The sequence below is a fragment of the Rivularia sp. UHCC 0363 genome, assembly GCF_034931125.1.
Classification (GTDB): Bacteria; Cyanobacteriota; Cyanobacteriia; order Cyanobacteriales; family Nostocaceae; genus Rivularia.
This window is the reverse complement of record NZ_JAYGHM010000056.1, coordinates 18,901-36,975: the sequence shown is the minus strand read 5'-3', so window position 1 is coordinate 36,975 and position 18,075 is coordinate 18,901. Positions and strand designations below refer to the sequence as shown.

Genomic DNA, 18,075 nt, shown 5'->3' with positions numbered 1-18,075 from the left:
TTTGGATTTTGGATTGAGAGTTAGTACCACCGGAGTTAGGAGTTAATGATTAATTTTCTACCCCATTGCCAATGCTCAATGCTCAATGCCCCATGCCCCATGTCCCATGCCCAATTATCAATTATGACGTTCAAATCTAAATTAATTCGTAGTTTCATCCTATTATTTACAACTTTCAGCTATCAAAGCTTACTGTTACTGGTTGAAGCAAATTTTTCTCAAGTTGCAGCCCAGACTGCACCAAGATTATGTGCCGTTCCTGGTAAAGATGGCCCGGTGAGTAACTTAAACGGTGTAATTAATACTTATTATCCCGGTGCGGCGGATGTGAATGCTGGTGCTACTTCCATCCCTATCGGAACTCCTACTGGTGCATCAACACCAATCCAACCCGGTGACTTGCTGCTGGTTATTCAAATGCAGGGAGCGGATATTAATTCTGATAATACTAATTCTTACGGAGATGGTGTCGCTGGAGGTTCTGATGATGTCTTATCAAACTTTACACCTCCATCACCAACTGGTGCGAGCGGTAATCTGAATAATGCTAACTTTATTGCCGGTAATTATGAATACGTAGTTGCCACGGGAGCCGTTGGTGGTGGTTCGGTAACAATTCAAGGTACGGGTGCGGGAGGAGGATTAATTAATTCCTATAGTAATGCTCCCTTCGGTACTCAAGGACAAAAAACTTATCAAGTAATTCGCATACCGCAATATTCCAGCGCTACCATGTCTTCTGGATTAACTGCGAGTTCTTGGAATGGTTCCACTGGCGGTATTTTGGTCTATGATGTCGCAGGTAACTTAAATTTAGGTGGTGCGGCTGTAGACCTTAGCGGCAGAGGTTTCCGTGGTGGTGGCGGAAGACAGCTTCAAGGAGAAAGAAGTTTTCCTGCTCCAGCTTTAAACCAAGTTGACTACAGAAGTTTATCAACTTTTAATACCAACGGTTCTAAGGGTGAAGGTACTGCCGGTACGCCAAGATTTATCTTTAATTCAACAAATAATAGCTTATTAGATAATAGCTTTGAAGGTTATCCCAATGGTTCACTAGCTCGCGGTGCGCCGGGAAATGCTGGTGGTGGTGGTACGGATGGCGACCCTTTAGGAGTTTTCCGCTTCCCTAACGGCGAAAACTCCGGTGGTGGTGGTGGCGGTAACGGTGGTAGTGGTGGTTTGGGAGGTAGAACTTTTAGTTCTAATTATTATACAGGCGGTTTTGGTGGTTCCGTCTTTCCTTCTACAAGCAATCGTCTCATCCTTGGAGGAGGAGGAGGAGCCGGAACAACTAATGATGATAACAGTAGACCCCTGCGTAATGGTTTAGCAAGTAGCGGTGCTGCGGGAGGTGGTATTGCATTTGTTCGTACTGGTAGTGTCAGCGGTAGCGGTACTATTAATGCTGATGGTGTCAGTGCTTTTGATACAAGAGTTGATGGAGCTGGTGGTGGTGGTGCTGGTGGTACTGTAGTAGTATCGTCTGCCAATAATAATCTTACAGGTCTTGCAGTAACTGCTAACGGTGGTAGAGGTGGCAATTCACTAGCCAATGAACCTCACGGTCCTGGTGGTGGTGGTGGTGGTGGTGTTATCTTCACCAGTCCGGGTGCTAATGTCAGTGCAAATGGTGGTGCATCAGGTCAGACAAGCAACCCTTTAGAACCTTTTGGTGCGACTCGTGGTACTAACGGTACTACTTCTAATGTTGGTAATATTAATGGTGCTAGTTCCGGTGCGGAATGTCTGCCACAATTAACTATTACTAAAACCACTTCTACCCCAGGTCCAATTCTCAAGCCGGGGCAAGCTACTTATACTATTACAGTTGCCAATGCTGCCAATTTATCTACAGCAACCAACGTGAATATATCCGACCCCTTGCCCAGCGGTTTTACTTTTGATGGTTCCACCAATCCTACAATTACTTTAAATGGAGGTTCGGTTCAAACTAGTACTATTAATCCAGCCGATGGCGAAACCGTCCCCAATTTTGGTACTTTTAATATTCCTAGCGGCGGTAGCGTTGCAGTTACTTTTACTACTAATATCAACGAAAACGTCCCTAACGGTGAATATAATAACCCAGCAACTGCTACTTATTTAGACCCAACTCGCACCACACCAGATGGAACCACAAGTGTAAATTACGACGCGGCAACAATTGGCGAAGAAGTCATAGTAGGTTCTCCAGTTCCTGCCGACCCGGAACGCTTGCGGGGACTCAAAAGGATTACCAATGTATATAGAAACGGCGCTCCAATCAGCGGCATTAACTTCAACTCCTTTATTGATGACCCCAACGACCCCATCGATAACTTACCCGGTTGGTTTCAACTTTCACCAGTAGGAGTCTTTGATATTAGTCCGCAATTACCCTTAGAAATAGGTGACGAAGTTGAATACACCATGTATTTTCTTGCCGACGGTAATCGACCAGTAGAAAACGTCAGATTTTGCGACCCTATCCCCAACGGAACTAGCTTTGTTCCCGATACTTTTGGTTCCGGTACTGGTATTTCTGTGAATCTATCAAATACAGTTACATCTAATACTAATAATACCGATGGCGACAATGGCAGCTTTTTTGCTTCTGGAACTGGGCTTCCTGCTAACAACTTCTGTCCCAATCAAGATAATTCCAATGGTGCGGTAATCGTAAATCTCGGTACTATCAACCATACTCTTGGGACAAATTTCGGCTTTATCAGGTTTAGAGTGAAAGTAGATTAATTCAGCATAAAAACCTCACCCCCAGCCCCTCTCCTTACTAAGTAGATGGGAGCAGTACGGGAGGGTGATATTATTTTTATCAAAACAATCATCGCACGCTAAGCTAGATTGATAGCACTTCAAGGCTTGCTACCATGTCTGTCACTAAATTAGAAACACCAGATTTACAAACTCCAATTGATGTTATATTTCCCCCAGGAGATATATATAGTGACGAACCACCCTTGGAAAGCGATTTACATTTAAAGCAGATGATTCTGCTGATACAATGTTTAGAATTGTTTTGGCAAAACCGCAATGACTTTTATGTTGCGGGAAATCTGACGATTTATTACAGCGATCGCCAATCCAAGTCTGAGAAGTTTCGCGGGCCAGATTTTTTTGCGGTATTAGGATGCGAACGCAAACCGCGCAAAAGTTGGGTAGTTTGGGAAGAAGGTGGTAAGTATCCCAATATAATTATAGAAGTGCTTTCAGATTCTACCGCAGCAACAGATCGAGATTTAAAAAAACAAATTTATCAAGATATATTTCGCACTCCAGATTATTTCTGGTTTGACCCTAATAGTTTAGAATTTAATGGATTTCATTTAGTTGATGGTGAATATCAACCACTGCAACCTTCAGCGCAAGGTTGGTTATGGAGTCAGCAATTAAGTTTATTTCTCGGAATTTATGAACAAAAGTTACGCTTTTTTAGTAACGAAGGTGAACTGCTCCTTGTTCCTGAAGAATTAGCACAACAGGAAACTCAACGTGCCGATCGAGAAGCTCAACGTGCCGATCAAGAAGCCCAACGTGCCGATCAAGAAGCCCAACGAGCCGATCGAGAAGCCCAACGAGCCGAACGTTTAGCAGCAAAGCTGAGAGAATTAAATATAGATGTTGATGATTTACAAGGTTAAAATTTGAGAAGTAGGCTGTTATGCATATAATTTATTTGTGCAGTAGCGAGCCAGATTTATCAAGTAGCGAGCAGGATGCTCGCACTACCTTCACTTACATTTCATCGGGAATCACCCATTTAGGCGGCTCCGATATTTTTTTCATTCTAGCGATTTCGGCAATTTCGAGCATTTTTTCTAGAGAAGTATCTTGGATAAACTGTGATGCTTCTTCCCTATACTCGATATTAGGACATTTATCTCCCAAAACACAGCCGTTAACGCAGGCTTCAGCACAATTAATTTTTTGTTCTTCCATAACCAACTCCCCTCTTACTAACACTTTTATAAAACAGATATTAGCTTCTGGATAAATATTAACGCGCATTCCGATTTTAGATTTTAGATTTTAGATTTTAGATTGAATATGAGGGGTTAAGAGTTAGGAGTTAGGAATGAGGAGTTAGAAGTTAATTTATAGCTGTACGCTGTTCACTACTTAGAAGTCAATCCAAAATCGTAAATCTAAAATCCAAAATCGAATGTCTCAAACCTTTGTTACAACTGGAACCATTGCGGCGATCGCTACTGCTGTTGTCCCCCAACAGGGTAGCGTGGGAATTGTGCGGGTTTCTGGTTCGGAAGCGCTGCAAATTGCTGAATGTATTTTCCACGCACCTGGTAAACAAGTTGTGGAATCGCATCGCATTCTCTACGGCTATATTCGCCATCCCCACAGCCAACAATTGGTTGATGAAGCGCTATTGCTAATCATGAAAGCCCCTCGTTCCTACACCCGTGAAGATGTTGTCGAATTCCACTGTCACGGGGGAATTATGGTAGTGCAGCAGGTGTTAAAATTATGCCTGGAACAAGGCGCAAGACTCGCTCAACCGGGAGAATTTACCTTAAGAGCCTTTTTGAATGGACGCATTGATTTATCTCAAGCAGAAAGCATTTCTGATTTAGTTGGGGCAAAATCTCCTCAAGCGGCTCAAACAGCATTAGCTGGTTTGCAAGGAAAATTAGCCGATCCCATCCGTCATTTACGCGCTAAATGTTTGGATATTGTGGCAGAAATTGAAGCGCGGATCGATTTTGAGGAAGATTTACCCCCGCTGGATGATAAAGCAATAGTATCGCAAATTAAAGATGTTTCCGCAGAAATTACCAAATTATTAGCAACTGCCGATAAAGGGGAACTGTTACGTACAGGTTTAAAAGTGGCGATTGTTGGTCGTCCAAATGTCGGAAAATCAAGTTTACTCAATGCTTGGAGCCGTTGCGATCGCGCTATTGTCACCGATTTACCAGGAACCACTCGTGATGTAGTTGAATCCCAGTTAGTGGTGGGCGGTATACCCGTACAAGTACTAGATACAGCAGGCATCCGCGATACACAAGACCTTGTAGAAAAGATTGGGGTCGAGCGTTCCCGCAATGCCGCACAAGCAGCAGATTTAGTATTGTTTACCATCGATGCAGCTACGGGATGGACAAACGAAGACCAAGAAATTTACGAACAAGTAAAGCACCGTCCCGTGATATTGGTAATTAATAAAATTGATTTAGTAGAAGTTTGGCAAAGGGAATCACTTCAATCCCAAATCCCCAATCCCAAATCCCAAATTGTTACAGCAGCCGCAAAAAATCAAGGTATTGAAACATTAGAAGCAGCAATTTTAGAACAAGTAAAAATAGGTAAAATAGAAGCTACTGATATGGATTTAGCAATCAACCAACGTCAAGCTGCTGCATTAATTAAAGCGAAAACATCTTTGGAACAAGTGCAAATTACCATCGAACAAGAACTACCCTTTGATTTTTGGACTATAGATTTACGGGGTGCAGTCAACGCTTTAGGAGAGATTACCGGAGAAGAAGTAACCGAATCTATTTTAGATCGAATTTTTAGTAAGTTTTGTATTGGGAAATAGGGAATTGGGAATTGGGAATTGGGAATAGGTAATAGGTAATTGGGAATAGGTAATAGGGAATTGCTCTACAAAAAACAGATCGTCAGAAGTCGGGTTTTTAGAGTAAGTATCTGTAATATATACAAATTTATAAAAAACCGGCTTATCAACTGCGACTTTTAGGATCGAAAAACCCGGCTCTTTTTTTTTAAAAAAACCGGGTTTCTATAACCTCAAAACCTAAGCAGTCGCAACAGTCGCAGGCTTATATAAAAGCTCTCGCGTTTGTACCATTGCTTCTACCAAACTATCCATTTCTTCTTTAGTATGAAGCGCATTTGCGGTAATTCTTAAGCGGGGCTTAGCAATAAACCAAATCGCAGATACCCAAATACCGTGGTGTTCCATCAAATGACGGGTGAACATTTTAGGATTTAGTTCGGGTGGCATTAGTACGGGTATGACATTAGTTTCGCCGATCGCCGCAAAATCATGTTCGATTAATCGCGATCGCAAGTAACGGGTATTGGCTTGCAAAGTTTCGACTAATTCGGGATTTTGTTTTACCTGACGAATACTTTCTAATGCTGCTGCTGTTGTCGGTGCGGGAAGAGATATTGTACCGATGGAAGTCGGGGAAACATCCAACAAGTCAATCATTTCTGGCATATGACTACTGATTGCTGCACCTGCGGAAGCTGCAAACTTAGAGAAGGTAGTCATAATTAACGGCACCATTCCCCGGTCGAGTACCTGCTGGGGTGTAATACCGAAGTGGTCGTATATACCGCCGCCTTTAGCACCAATTGCACCGCTGGCATGGGCTTCATCCATGACGATGATGCTACCGGGATAGTTTTCTAAAACGTCCAGCATCTCTGGTAATGGGGCAATATCACCATCCATTGAGAACACCGCATCGGAAACTACTAAGATGCGATCGTTAGGCTGAGCGTAGCGTCGCAATTTACGCGCCAAGTCATTTACATCACAATGACGGTACGCTTTGACGCGGACGTTGGGACTTTGACTAAACATCTTCCCGGAACGGTTGCTAGCATTAGTAACGGCGGAAACTATGCAGCCGTGATTCAGAACATCAGTCAAAATCAAGGTTTCTCTAGTGTTCCGAAAGCCAGGAAGGTTAATAGCTAGGTGACAAAAGCCATCTATTAATGCTTGCATTGCCATCCAAGCATTGAGGAATAAATGAGTATGCGGTAAATGTTTAAAAGCCGAAATTTCTTGTTCCAACTGACGATGCAACTCAATTCTACCGCTTAATACAGAGCAAGAACTATTGGAAGTACCGTATTGCAGCACTGCATCAATCGCCGCTTGCTTAACTTTTTCCGACTGAGCTAACCCTAAGACATCATTAGTACAAAATGTCAAAAGTTTATATCGATTACCATCTGTAGCATTTTCAACTTCAACTAAATTTCCATGTTTTTGATGACAAATGAATTTATCTGGGTAGAGACCACTTTGATAGAGTCCCTGCATATACTCTTCAACAACTTCCACAATAACTCCTCTCACCTAAAATTTAACAATTGGCTTTTAATATATGTTTGCGGTTGAAAATTCACTTTGCGTTCTGCACCAATCTGTTATGTCAGATGATCAAAACTAACTAAGTAGTTAAATTTGACTTGACGACCGTAGATGAAGATGCGTAGTTCTCATAAGAAATCTTGGTAGTTTGGAAACTCAGCGTCTTTTAGACCTGTTCGCGCAGCGTGTCCTCTTAGGACAAGAGAAAAAACGCCTCGCATGGTTTTAACCACAGTGGGTTTAGATACTGGTTTTTGAGTGGATATAATCCTAGGAACCAGCAAACCCCGTTAAATCCCCTCGCCCACCATCAATAAGATGTCCTTTCTGCAAGCAACTGAACAAACAGTTTTAGAGATAATCCGAACTGGGGAAGCATTCGGAAGTCTTTGCCGATTGATGGCTCAACGGGCTAGTCACTACTACGCAAGATTTGTTTCAAGCATCGCTCAATGGCTTTAGCCTTGAGTCAGTGACTATTACCATTCGATGGTTTTTTAGATTGTTGCATAAATTTTTCATATTGACCGACAATTACGCGCTGTAGGGCTATGATTGCTGGATTAATTTCTACATAACGTCTTTGGGGGTTAGCTAAATAAGTACGTTGTTCGCTTTCAATCATCTCTACATCTTGATCGAGAAAACTTTTTAATACAAAATGCCAAATTATTGTTGCTATGGGTTTTTTTAAAGGTTTAACAAACCATTGAGGAAGACGAATTTTGATAAATAGTAAGGAAAAAGATTTTGTTAATTGTGTCCCTACCGGCTGACGCATTAAATAAATCGAAGAAACTCCTTCTAAAGTACTTTGGTAATGAGGATATTTATATTTAATTGTGACAGTGCGTGTTGTCACTTCGTTCCCTTGTTCGCTAAATCCGAAAAATTTAGTCATCCAACCTTGATAAGATACTTCATATTGAGCAAATACTGATGCTTCTGTAGCTTGCAAACTAAGTAGTTTTGGGTCGAACCAGCCCTGCAAGTTTTGGTGTAAGTAGCCGTGAAATACATCCATCGTATTTTCGTTACAGATGGAAAAATGAGCGTTAAAATGTCCCGGAATCGGAATTGCTAACCAGTTGGGGTCGTCATATTCGGGAACCGCAGGAAATTCTGCATTTTCCGAATCTTCAATCGCTCCTGGGAAAATCCACACAATATTATACTTCTCCCGTACCGCATAGCTACCGGCTTGAGCGCAAGGCAATTTCTGGTCTTGAGGAAAATAGGGAATGCTCGTACATACTCCATCACCGTTAAATTGCCAGCCGTGGTAAGGACAGGTAAGATTATCCCCTGTAACCTTGCCTTTGTGCAAAGGAATACCTTTATGGGGACAAGCATCTTCGATCGCGTAAACTTGACCATCTTGCGAACGGTAAAGCGCGATCGCACAATTCCAGATGACTACAGGTACTACTTGATTCGGTGCTACTTCATCAGCCCAAGCTGCGGGATACCAGTAATTTGGATTTATCCCGACTTCTCGCACCCGATTCTGAACGGTTTGACTTTTCAGAGTTGGAGCTATTTCCATTACGGCACTCGCTGTATAAGTAATTAACTATATGAGCAATTACGACAAAAAATTAGCGTATCATTCTCTAAAAATTGCCGATCATCTTATTAGAAATTTACAAAGTTCTTAGAAATTAAGCAAGAACTTATGATAAAACAAACCTAACATCTCCAGAAAAACACTATTTTAGACATTTTATAGACATTTTAAATTTTAATCGCCCCGTCAGCACTTTAATTCCATAGTTTTATCTGATTTTTGCGAAATGTCGAGTGTATTATGACACTTTTTTGTTCTTGAATATCCGTTTATTTATCTCTGGCACTTATAAATATTTTGTAGCCTTTTAAACACAAAAAGTATTCAATTACATAAAGTTACTGAGAACACATTGGACTATTAATTTTTCTTCTCATATATTTATCCATAAATAAAAAAGTTTGTGCTTTGAGTCCGTAACTGTAAATACTCTGCAATTGGAAAAACTTGCAATCCTTTGTGTCATATAGGCATAGATTAAAACATAAATTTCGGAGACAATACCACAAGCGCGATCGCACTTAAGACTACAAATTGCTTTGACCGCATAACTGAAGTATTGTATAAAAAATTAAGTCGTTTGTAACCGCAATATTGAATATAAGGAAACATAAGATCGAAAATCCCATCAATAATGCCATAGCGGCAAGAAATAAAAAAAGTTTTAAATTAAGCTTATTTTTTTCAAACTTTGATATATTTTTCTCAAAAACTAGAAATTGCCGAGCGATTGCTTGACTCAGGACATATAAACAAATCACCCGTGGAGATTTTATTGACTAATAACACTCTTCTTTGTTATGGTTTTGCCGCAATAGTAAAAATTATTGCATCGACAACTACAATAGTAAAAAAATGATTAAATATCGGTAGCTAAAATTTTAAAAATTTTCAAGCCTCGGATTTGAGCGTGACAAAATAACTTCGGCAATCTTTACCTAAATTTTTATATAAATGCGAGTTTTACTGCTATATCCTGAGTTTCCGAAATCTTTTTGGTCTTTTGACAGAGCTATAGAGTTAGTTGGACATAAAGTAACTCTCCCTCCCTTGGGGATGATTACAGTCGCGGCTATTTTACCCCAAGATTGGGAATTCCGTTTAGTTGACCGTAATATCGGTCCAGAAACCGAAGCTGATTGGGAATGGGCAGAACTAGTCATTCTTTCTGCAATGATTGTTCAGAAACCAGATTTGCTGCACTTAATAAAAGAAGCAAAACGGCGTAATAAATTAGTTGCGGTGGGAGGTCCCTACGTAACTTCCGTACCCCAGGAAGCTCAAGCCGCAGGGGTAGATTTTTTGGTTTTAGATGAAGGAGAAATAACTTTACCCCTATTTGTGGAAGCACTCCGTAGAGGGGAAACTTCCGGGATATTCCGTTCTGATGGTGAAAAGCCCGATATTACTGGTACACCGATACCCCGATACGATTTACTTGAGATGGACGCTTACGACATGATGTCGGTGCAGTTTTCTCGCGGTTGTCCGTTTCAGTGCGAATTTTGCGACATCATCGTGCTTTACGGACGCAAACCCCGGACTAAGACATCAGCCCAACTGCTTGCTGAATTACAAACGCTGTACGATTTAGGTTGGCGAAATTCGGTGTTTATGGTGGATGATAATTTCATCGGTAATAAACGCAATGTCAAGCTTTTAGTCCAAGAAATTATTCCTTGGATGGCAGAGCGAGGTTATCCATTCACCTTACAAACAGAAGCTTCAGTAGATTTAGCGCAAGACGACGAACTCCTCGATTTAATGATTGCTGCTAACTTTACCTCCGTATTTTTGGGAATTGAGACACCCGATACGGATAGTTTGTCATTAACGAAGAAGCATCAAAACACCCGTAATTCCCTAGTAGAAGCCGTTCAAAAAATTAATCGTAAAGGTTTGCGAGTCATGGCTGGCTTTATTCTCGGTTTTGACGGAGAAAAAGCCGGAGCTGGCGATCGCATTATTGATTTTGTGGAGACGACTGCAATTCCGAATGCAATGTTTGGTTTGCTACAAGCTTTACCAAACACAGCATTATGGCATCGATTGGAAAAAGAAGGACGTTTATTAGAGATTGACCAAAAAGGCAACAGTGGCAATCAAACAACCTCCTTAACTAACTTTATCCCGACTCGTCCCATAGAAGAATTAGCCTCTGAATATGTAAATTGTTTCTGGGAATTATACGAACCAAAGAAATTTCTGGGACGGGTTTATCGTCATTACCTGGAAATGGCACCTCGACCTTATAAGAAAGAGTTCCAAATGCCTAAATTAATAGAATTAAAGGCACTATTAATTATTGTTTGGCGACAAGGTATTAAACGCGATACACGCTTTCAATTTTGGAGCCAACTTTTCGCAATACTTAGGCACAATCCAAGAGTATTAATTTCTTATATAACCATGTGCGCTCTTTTGGAGCATCATATTGAATACCGTCAAATTGTCAAGAATGAAATTGAAGGACAAATAGCTGATTTTCGCAAGTTGAATCTCAAACAAAAGTCTGACCAAGTTGAGATTAATCAATCTTTGGTTGTTTAAAGGATGTTGGGGAAATCTATAAATATACTCAAAACCTTTCTCCTTATAGAAGAGAGACTTGGAAATTCTCATTTTCTTTTAGGGTAGGAGGTTAGTTCTAAAAACATCTTCTCAACATAAACAAAACGCGGCACAAAGTACAGCGAAAAATTATCTTTAGTTTTAGTAGGTGTAGGTCAAAAAATATTCATGACTAGCAATTTATCTCAAGCTTCTTTACCGCAATTAAATCCACCTTCTCCTCGATTGAAGGTGATTATTTTTACTGTCATTCTTCATCTAGCAGTATTATTAGCATTCCTACCCCAAAACTTTAGCTGGGCTGCTGTAGGGGTAGCAGTGTTTCTGCACTGGATGACAATCGGCTTGGGAATTGCTTTTGGTTTTCATCGTTTAGCAACCCATCGCAGCTTACAAGTTCCCAAGTGGTTAGAATATTTCTTGATTCTCTGCGGTACTTTGGCTCTCCAAGGTGGTGTTATGGGCTGGGTTGGATATCACCGAGTACATCATCTGCATTCCGACCAAGAAGGAGACCCCCATACACCCAATGAAGGCTTTTGGTGGAGTCACATCGGCTGGTTGATGCACACCGTTCCTGCTAAACCCGAACTTCCACGGATGACGAAAGATATTGCTGAAGACCCTTTCTATCGTTTCTGTCATCGATATTATATTGAACTACAAGTGGTATTAGGAGTTATTTTATATTTGCTCGGTGGCTGGTCTTTTGTAGTTTGGGGAATCTTTGTCCGCTTGTTTGTCGGCATTCACTCCACTATGTTCGTTAACAGTGCTTGTCATATGGTAGGATACCGTACTCATGATTCCAAAGACGGCTCTACCAACTGTTGGTGGGTTGCGATACTAACTTTCGGCGAAGGTTGGCACAATAATCATCATGCTTTTCAATATTCTGCCCGTCATGGTTTGCAGTGGTGGGAAATTGATATTACCTGGATGACTATTAGATTACTGCAATTGCTGGGATTAGCAACCAACGTTAAGCTTCCGCAGGAGTGATGGGGGGATGGGGAGATGGGGGGACAAGGGGACAAGGAAATATTTAAATTTATAACTCCTAACTCCGAACACGGATTAAATGGATGACACTGATGACACTGATTAATCAAGGACGGTGGTACTAACTCTTAACTCCTAACTCCTCATCTTCAATCTAAAATCTAAAATCTAAAATCTAAAATTGAATGACACAAACTCAAGCGCCGAACAAACAAAATACACAAGAAATCATTACTCCTTCGAGCCAGAATTGGAGCAGTATGATTTCTAGGCTACCTAGTGGAGAACGCTATCTTTATCGGCTATTCAGCTTTATTAAAGAGGGAAATCTGACAGTCATTAACCCTTCTGGTCAGGTTTTCCATTTTGGTGAAGAACTTTCTCCAGGCTTATGTTTAAAAATTCATAACCCCGATACTTATGACCGTATTTTGGCATTTGGCGCACTGGGGTTTTGTGAAGCTTATATGGATGGTTGGTGGGATGAACAAAATAACAATTTAGTTGAACTGATCGGTTTGTTTTATCGCAGTAATGTTTACTCTAAAGCGAATCAACGGATTACAATTACGTTGTTAATAAAGGTATTAGCTCAGAGACTGAAAACAGTTCCCACCCAAATTCAAAATAGTCGCAAAAACGTCCAGCATCATTATGATTTAGGCAACGATTTCTATCAGCTTTTCCTCGACCCAACCTTAACTTACTCCTGTGGTTATCGGATTCAAGAAACTGATTCCCTCGAACAAATGCAGTTGCAAAAGTACGAATTAATTTGTAAAAAGCTAGCACTGCAATCGGGAGAATCTTTGATTGATATTGGTTGTGGATGGGGTGGAATGCTGATTTACGCAGCCGAAAAATATGGTGTTTCGGGAACGGGTATCACTCTAAGTGTAGAACAAGCCGCATTAGCCAAACAAAGGATTGAACAGAAAGGTTTGAGCGATCAAATCAAAATCGAGATTGCCGATTACCGAGAGATAAAAGGGCAATACGATAAATTTGTCAGCATCGGGATGTTTGAACACGTCGGTAAAGACAGTTTTGCGACATTCATGCAGAAAGTATCAGAACTTTTAGTACCGAACGGTGTGGGTATGCTGCATACAATTGTCACCCAAAGCAATGAACGAAACGGTGCTTGGAGTGCTAAATATATTTTCCCTGGTGGTTATGCTCCGCAACTTCACGAGATAATGCAGGAACTTCGGTTCGCAAAATTACCAGTTGCTCATTGTGAAAATCTTAAGCCCCACTATGCGGAGACAATGAAGCGCTGGGCGATTAATTTTACTAATAACCGAGACAAAATTTCATCATTAGGGAAAACCTATGATGAGCGATTCTTGCGGATGTGGTTTCTTTATCTACAGTCTTTTGAAGCTTCGTTTCGCTACGGTAGCCTTCATGTTCATCAGATACTGTTTTACAAAGGCAAACAATGGCCATTGCATATTCCTTTAAGCTTCTCGTAACGGAATTAAGGCTTTGTATTCAAAATATAAAATACTATTTATCCCTCCAACTATTTATATGGGGGGTATTTTGCGATCAAAATTGCCTATTCACAGTGAATAAATTAGTTTAATCTACTTGTTATGCTCCAATATCCCTAATTATCACCGTTTTTAAAAAGATACCGAAAGCAGAAAAAGTTTTAGAAATAAGTTTTAATCCCTTGTCCAGGAATTATTTATATGTCTATGTCGCTTCTAGCTAAAGAAAATCGCCAACAAATTCCCACATTATTGGTATTGCTTGTTTGTGGTAGCTTAACCACGATGACGGGAAGTGTTGTTGCACCAATTATGCCGGATTTGAAAGAGCAACTTGCCATTGACCCCCGGTGGGTAGGAACCTTGGTGAGTATGCATTGTCTGACTATCTTCTTATTTAGTCCGATTTGTGGCATCCTCGCCGATCGCATTGGTAAGGTCAAGGTGTTAATTCCGTCACTGATTTGCTACGCAATTTTCGGTAGTATTGGGGGTTTGATGCAGGGTTTTACCCCATTATTAATCTCGCGGGCATTATTGGGGGCTGCTAGTGGAGGGGTTGCGGCTGCGAGTATCGGCATTCTGAGCAGTATGTACGAAGGAGAAAGACGCACTCGTGTCCTCGGTTACACCACCAGTGCATTAGCGATCGCCAGTATTATTTTTCCGCTTTTAGGTGGTTTAATTGGTTCTTATAATTGGCGATTCACCTTTTTTCTCTATGGCTTAGGTTTACCCGCTGCCTTAATTGCTTATCTAATATTACCAAAACGAGAAGGTAAAGGTTCCTTATCAATCGGTTTAAATCAAAAAGACCAACTGATTAAAAGCTTGAAATCTCCCAGTACTTTAACTCTATTTACAGCTTTAGCCTTGTCATCGGCAATCTTTTATGTAGTAATTGTCTACGCTCCTCTATATTTTAAAGAAACAATTGGAGCCGATTCGGTTCTAAATGGAGTAATTTTAGCAGCGCGAGCTATTGGAGCCGCTGTGATTTCTGCTGTGGGTGCGAGTAAGTTAGCCAAGCGTTTCGGCAGTGCGAAGTCGATCGCTTTGGGATTTATCTTAATGGCGGTAACATTAATTACTATTCCTTTTTTAGCTCAAGTTTATTTTATCCTACCAACCGCAATTATTTTCGGTATGGGATTCGGTATTGTCATGCCCAATTTATATGACGGTTTATCTAAATCAAATCCTCCAGCAGTACGCTCCAGCGTTTTAGCGATTGGAACGGGAGCGAGTAATTTAGGACAATTTTTCTCGCCAATTTTTCTCGGCCCAGTTTGGAAGAACGCCGGTATAACAGTATTTTTTGTCGGTGCTGGGGTAGCTTTAATTACCGCATTTCTCAGCATCCAGCAAAGTAAAGTACTTGAAAAAGCAAAATATGACCGTTTTTAAATTTAAAGTTTTAAATTAATCATAATAAATTAGGACTTACGCAAGCCCCCCTTCCCAAGGGGGGTTGGGGGGATCAAAATTCTCTGGAACACTATATTTCCCGTTGTTGTTGCGTAAGTCCTATAAATGTAGAGACGTAGCACTGCTACGTCTCCTAATATCTATGATTCAAACCAATTCTTTTGTTTTATTCTCTTCAAAGTTATTTTCCCAAGATTTATGACTAGCTTTCGCTTCTTGCACTATAGGAGAAGCAGTAATTAATTTATTAGCTAAAGAACTGATAAGGGAAAGAGGAAATTTTAAGGGACGAGCAATATCTAAAAATAGTACAACGCGATAACCATCCGTATCGTTCCACACTTCATGATAAAATGTGTCATCGAAGATTAAGCTTTTACCTTCTTCCCAATATCTGATTTCATCTGCTATTTGAATCTTACATTTTTGTTTGGGTTCTGGAACAATTAACCCTAAATGATAGCGAATCAAAGTTTTAAGTTTACCGCGATGTCTGGGAATATGTTTACCGGGAGCAAGAATCGAGAAAAACGCTACTTTCATTCCCGGTATCTGTTCAAGTAACTTAGTTGTTTCCGGACATCTTTCACAATTTTTAGTAGCTTTAAACCCGAATGCATAGAAAAAATAGGTTTTCCAGCGATTATCATTAGCAATGCGAGTTTGACGCTTAGAAATATCTTGGAAATTTGGTAATTCGTCTACTCTTTCCAATACCCCATCTAATTCTTGACGAATCACCATCCAGTTAGCTTCTAAATCTTTAGCCCAAGGAAACTGTTCAACATCGAAAAATACTGGATTTCCGACTTTAGAGTTTTTTGCAACTAATGTTTCTAACCAACCATCTTTAGTTAGTAATTTTTCTAATTGTTTAACAGCTATATTAGATAAATTCATAGAAATGCATAAAATTTAAATTAATTGGTGCTATTTGACGGAATTTTCGATATTAATCATCATAGCAAAAGCCTTGTATAACAAGATATTTCCGCTTAATATGTCTAGAGTTAGATACATAAATTTGTATCGGTGTTTTCTTGAGGTTACATAACTATTAATTGCTAATTTATTGAAAATAAGCTTAATTAATAATTGGGCTTATTTCCATTAAATTACAAATTTTTTAACCTTTTAAAACACAAGAGAGTCGGGAATCTGATTTACGTATTCATTAGATAAATTAACTTCATATTCTACAGTTAGTTCAGCTAAAAATGAACGATCTTCGCTGATATGGGGCAATTTAAGTTGAGAGTCAGGCATTCCTCTTTTTATTTGTCGCTGACGAACCAAATCAAAGCTACCTGCTTGCAAAATTCGCAATCGAGGTGATGGTACTTGTCCGTCACGCACGGTTCCATAGGGAGTATTTATCTGTGTCAACCAATACTCAAAGCGATTTAGAAACCCTTGGGGATTACTTAATGTTTCTCCCGCAGCCAGTTCGATATTAACTATATAATGTGCGGGAAATTCCTGCTCTGACAGTGTAATACAGAAATCATCTAAGCGCAGATTGAATTCTTTGTGTAGTGCTTCCATTACCTGAATTACGTGACATTCAGTTGTCTTTTCGGTCGTGGAAGATAGCAATCCACCGCGACGGTAGCGAAACGCAATTAGAGGAGCTTGATTGTAAAATCCTAATACTTCTACAACATCGCCAATGTCATAGCGGTAAAAACCACTATAGCTTGTAACCAAAATGCGGTAAAGTTTGTGGATTTCTACTTCAGTTGCTAGAAGCGTTTTGGGATTTTCTACCTCCCACTGTTCTTGGGGAATAAATTCAAAAAACCCACTTTCAACAGCTAGGATGCCAGCTTCGGAATTGAAGTTATGATAAACGCTAAATGTAGCTTCCGCCGAACCATACACCCCACCAAACACAGGGGTATCACCAAAATAATGGGGGAAGTGCTGCAAATAAAAGTCCGATGTTCCTCCTTGAGCGGTGAGAACGTAGGATAGACCAGACCATGCTTGCTTGGGGGTAAGCTTACCTTCTGTTTTGAGGATTTCCCTGAGTTCTGCGGCTCGTCCTGGTACGGGTAACAATTTACGCTCTAAGCTGACGCGAATATGCGGCTCTAGTTTTAGCCAAGAGGCGATCGCTCCTGTTTCTAGGTCATTAATTAAGTCTTCTGCATAATCTTCTAGATAGCCGCAAGTACGCAAAACCAACATCGGAAAATTAGCCGTAAATCCCCGCAAATCTCGATTCCGCAGGGCAAATAGTAAGCAGACATAATGACGAGCCAGACTATCGGCAATTTTAAGCGCTGCAAAGGGATAGACAAAAATTTGCTCAAACAAAAACTGACCCTTGCGAATACTGCCGACACTCACCGGACCATAGGGAATACCACCACTTGTAATCCCCTGTAAATTTGCTGAGTTAGGAAGTAACACTTTTCCAAATTTAAGCCCCCGTTGTTGAAGCAATTTGAGTGCAAAGCCCATACTAGCTAAATCGGCCCGTCGCAAGGAAGCTTGAAAGCTGCGAGTTACAGGCACCTGCTTTTTGTTACCCGTGGAACCACTGGTAAGATTAATGTAGATTACTGGTTCGGGATTAAGAACGTTTTTTTCACCTTTACTAATGCGATCAACATAAGGTGCATAGCTTTCGTAAGGTAGAATCGGCACTTGCTCGCGAAATTGCTCGATGGTTTTAATCGTACTTAATCCTAACTTTTTGCCCATTTCAGTATTTTTGTGGGCTTGGAGGAGATTGAGTAAAAACCGCTCTTGGACTGAGTATACTTGAAGAGTTTTACGAGCAAATCTAACTTTATGATAGGTCGCATAAGCAGTCAAAAGCGATGAAGAAAGGCTAGTCATTTGATTTAATAAAATGAATTTAACTACTGTAATTTATGATTCTTCAGGAAGAAAAATTACAAAATTAGTTT

At 40.4% G+C, this 18,075-nt stretch carries 12 protein-coding genes; 7 read left to right on the top strand and 5 right to left on the bottom strand.

The window, feature by feature from the left end; genetic code table 11:
• Positions 1-123: 123 nt before the first annotated feature.
• Both VB797_RS25700 and VB797_RS25695 read left to right on the top strand, forming a co-directional pair.
• Positions 124-2,733 carry an isopeptide-forming domain-containing fimbrial protein gene (locus tag VB797_RS25700; protein WP_323240595.1) on the top strand — a complete coding sequence of 870 codons (2,610 nt, stop codon included), beginning with the start codon at positions 124-126 and terminating at the stop codon, positions 2,731-2,733.
• 134 nt (positions 2,734-2,867) lie between these two features.
• Positions 2,868-3,638 (top strand): Uma2 family endonuclease, encoded by a 771-nt coding sequence (locus tag VB797_RS25695; RefSeq protein WP_323240594.1) that lies wholly within the window; start codon positions 2,868-2,870, stop codon positions 3,636-3,638.
• 94 nt (positions 3,639-3,732) lie between these two features.
• Here the strand turns inward: VB797_RS25695 and VB797_RS25690 are convergent, their stop codons facing one another.
• Positions 3,733-3,936: a hypothetical protein gene (locus VB797_RS25690; protein WP_323240593.1), complete on the bottom strand. Its 204-nt coding sequence runs from the start codon at positions 3,934-3,936 to the stop codon at positions 3,733-3,735.
• 223 nt (positions 3,937-4,159) lie between these two features.
• On the opposite strand from VB797_RS25690, the gene mnmE reads away from it, so the two are divergent.
• Entirely contained in the window at positions 4,160-5,554 is a 1,395-nt protein-coding gene (gene mnmE, locus VB797_RS25685; RefSeq protein ID WP_323240592.1) for a tRNA uridine-5-carboxymethylaminomethyl(34) synthesis GTPase MnmE, read from the top strand.
• Positions 5,555-5,773: 219 nt separating this feature from the next.
• Here the strand turns inward: mnmE and VB797_RS25680 are convergent, their stop codons facing one another.
• A complete protein-coding gene (locus tag VB797_RS25680) occupies positions 5,774-7,060 on the bottom strand; it encodes an aminotransferase class I/II-fold pyridoxal phosphate-dependent enzyme (RefSeq protein WP_323240591.1) in 1,287 nt (428 codons plus the stop codon).
• A 499-nt stretch (positions 7,061-7,559) separates the two neighbouring features.
• Positions 7,560-8,636 carry an aromatic ring-hydroxylating dioxygenase subunit alpha gene (locus VB797_RS25675; protein WP_323240590.1) on the bottom strand — a complete coding sequence of 359 codons (1,077 nt, stop codon included), beginning with the start codon at positions 8,634-8,636 and terminating at the stop codon, positions 7,560-7,562.
• Between the two features lie 975 nt (positions 8,637-9,611).
• On the opposite strand from VB797_RS25675, the gene VB797_RS25670 reads away from it, so the two are divergent.
• The 4 genes from VB797_RS25670 to VB797_RS25655 all read left to right on the top strand — a co-directional run bounded on the left by VB797_RS25670 (position 9,612) and on the right by VB797_RS25655 (position 15,136).
• Positions 9,612-11,207 (top strand): B12-binding domain-containing radical SAM protein, encoded by a 1,596-nt coding sequence (locus tag VB797_RS25670; RefSeq protein WP_323240589.1) that lies wholly within the window; start codon positions 9,612-9,614, stop codon positions 11,205-11,207.
• A gap of 189 nt (positions 11,208-11,396) precedes the next feature.
• Entirely contained in the window at positions 11,397-12,230 is an 834-nt protein-coding gene (locus VB797_RS25665) for an acyl-CoA desaturase (protein WP_323240588.1), read from the top strand.
• A 185-nt stretch (positions 12,231-12,415) separates the two neighbouring features.
• Positions 12,416-13,708 (top strand): cyclopropane-fatty-acyl-phospholipid synthase family protein, encoded by a 1,293-nt coding sequence (locus VB797_RS25660; protein ID WP_323240587.1) that lies wholly within the window; start codon positions 12,416-12,418, stop codon positions 13,706-13,708.
• A 222-nt stretch (positions 13,709-13,930) separates the two neighbouring features.
• A complete protein-coding gene (locus tag VB797_RS25655; RefSeq protein ID WP_323240586.1) occupies positions 13,931-15,136 on the top strand; it encodes an MFS transporter in 1,206 nt (401 codons plus the stop codon).
• 168 nt (positions 15,137-15,304) lie between these two features.
• Here the strand turns inward: VB797_RS25655 and VB797_RS25650 are convergent, their stop codons facing one another.
• Both VB797_RS25650 and VB797_RS25645 read right to left on the bottom strand, forming a co-directional pair.
• The gene (locus VB797_RS25650; protein ID WP_323240585.1) at positions 15,305-16,057 is read right to left on the bottom strand and encodes an aspartyl/asparaginyl beta-hydroxylase domain-containing protein; all 753 of its coding nucleotides are present in this window, start codon (positions 16,055-16,057) and stop codon (positions 15,305-15,307) included.
• A 234-nt stretch (positions 16,058-16,291) separates the two neighbouring features.
• On the bottom strand, positions 16,292-18,004 hold the full coding sequence (locus VB797_RS25645) for a GH3 auxin-responsive promoter family protein (protein ID WP_323240584.1): 1,713 nt from the start codon (positions 18,002-18,004) through the stop codon (positions 16,292-16,294).
• Positions 18,005-18,075: the final 71 nt, after the last annotated feature.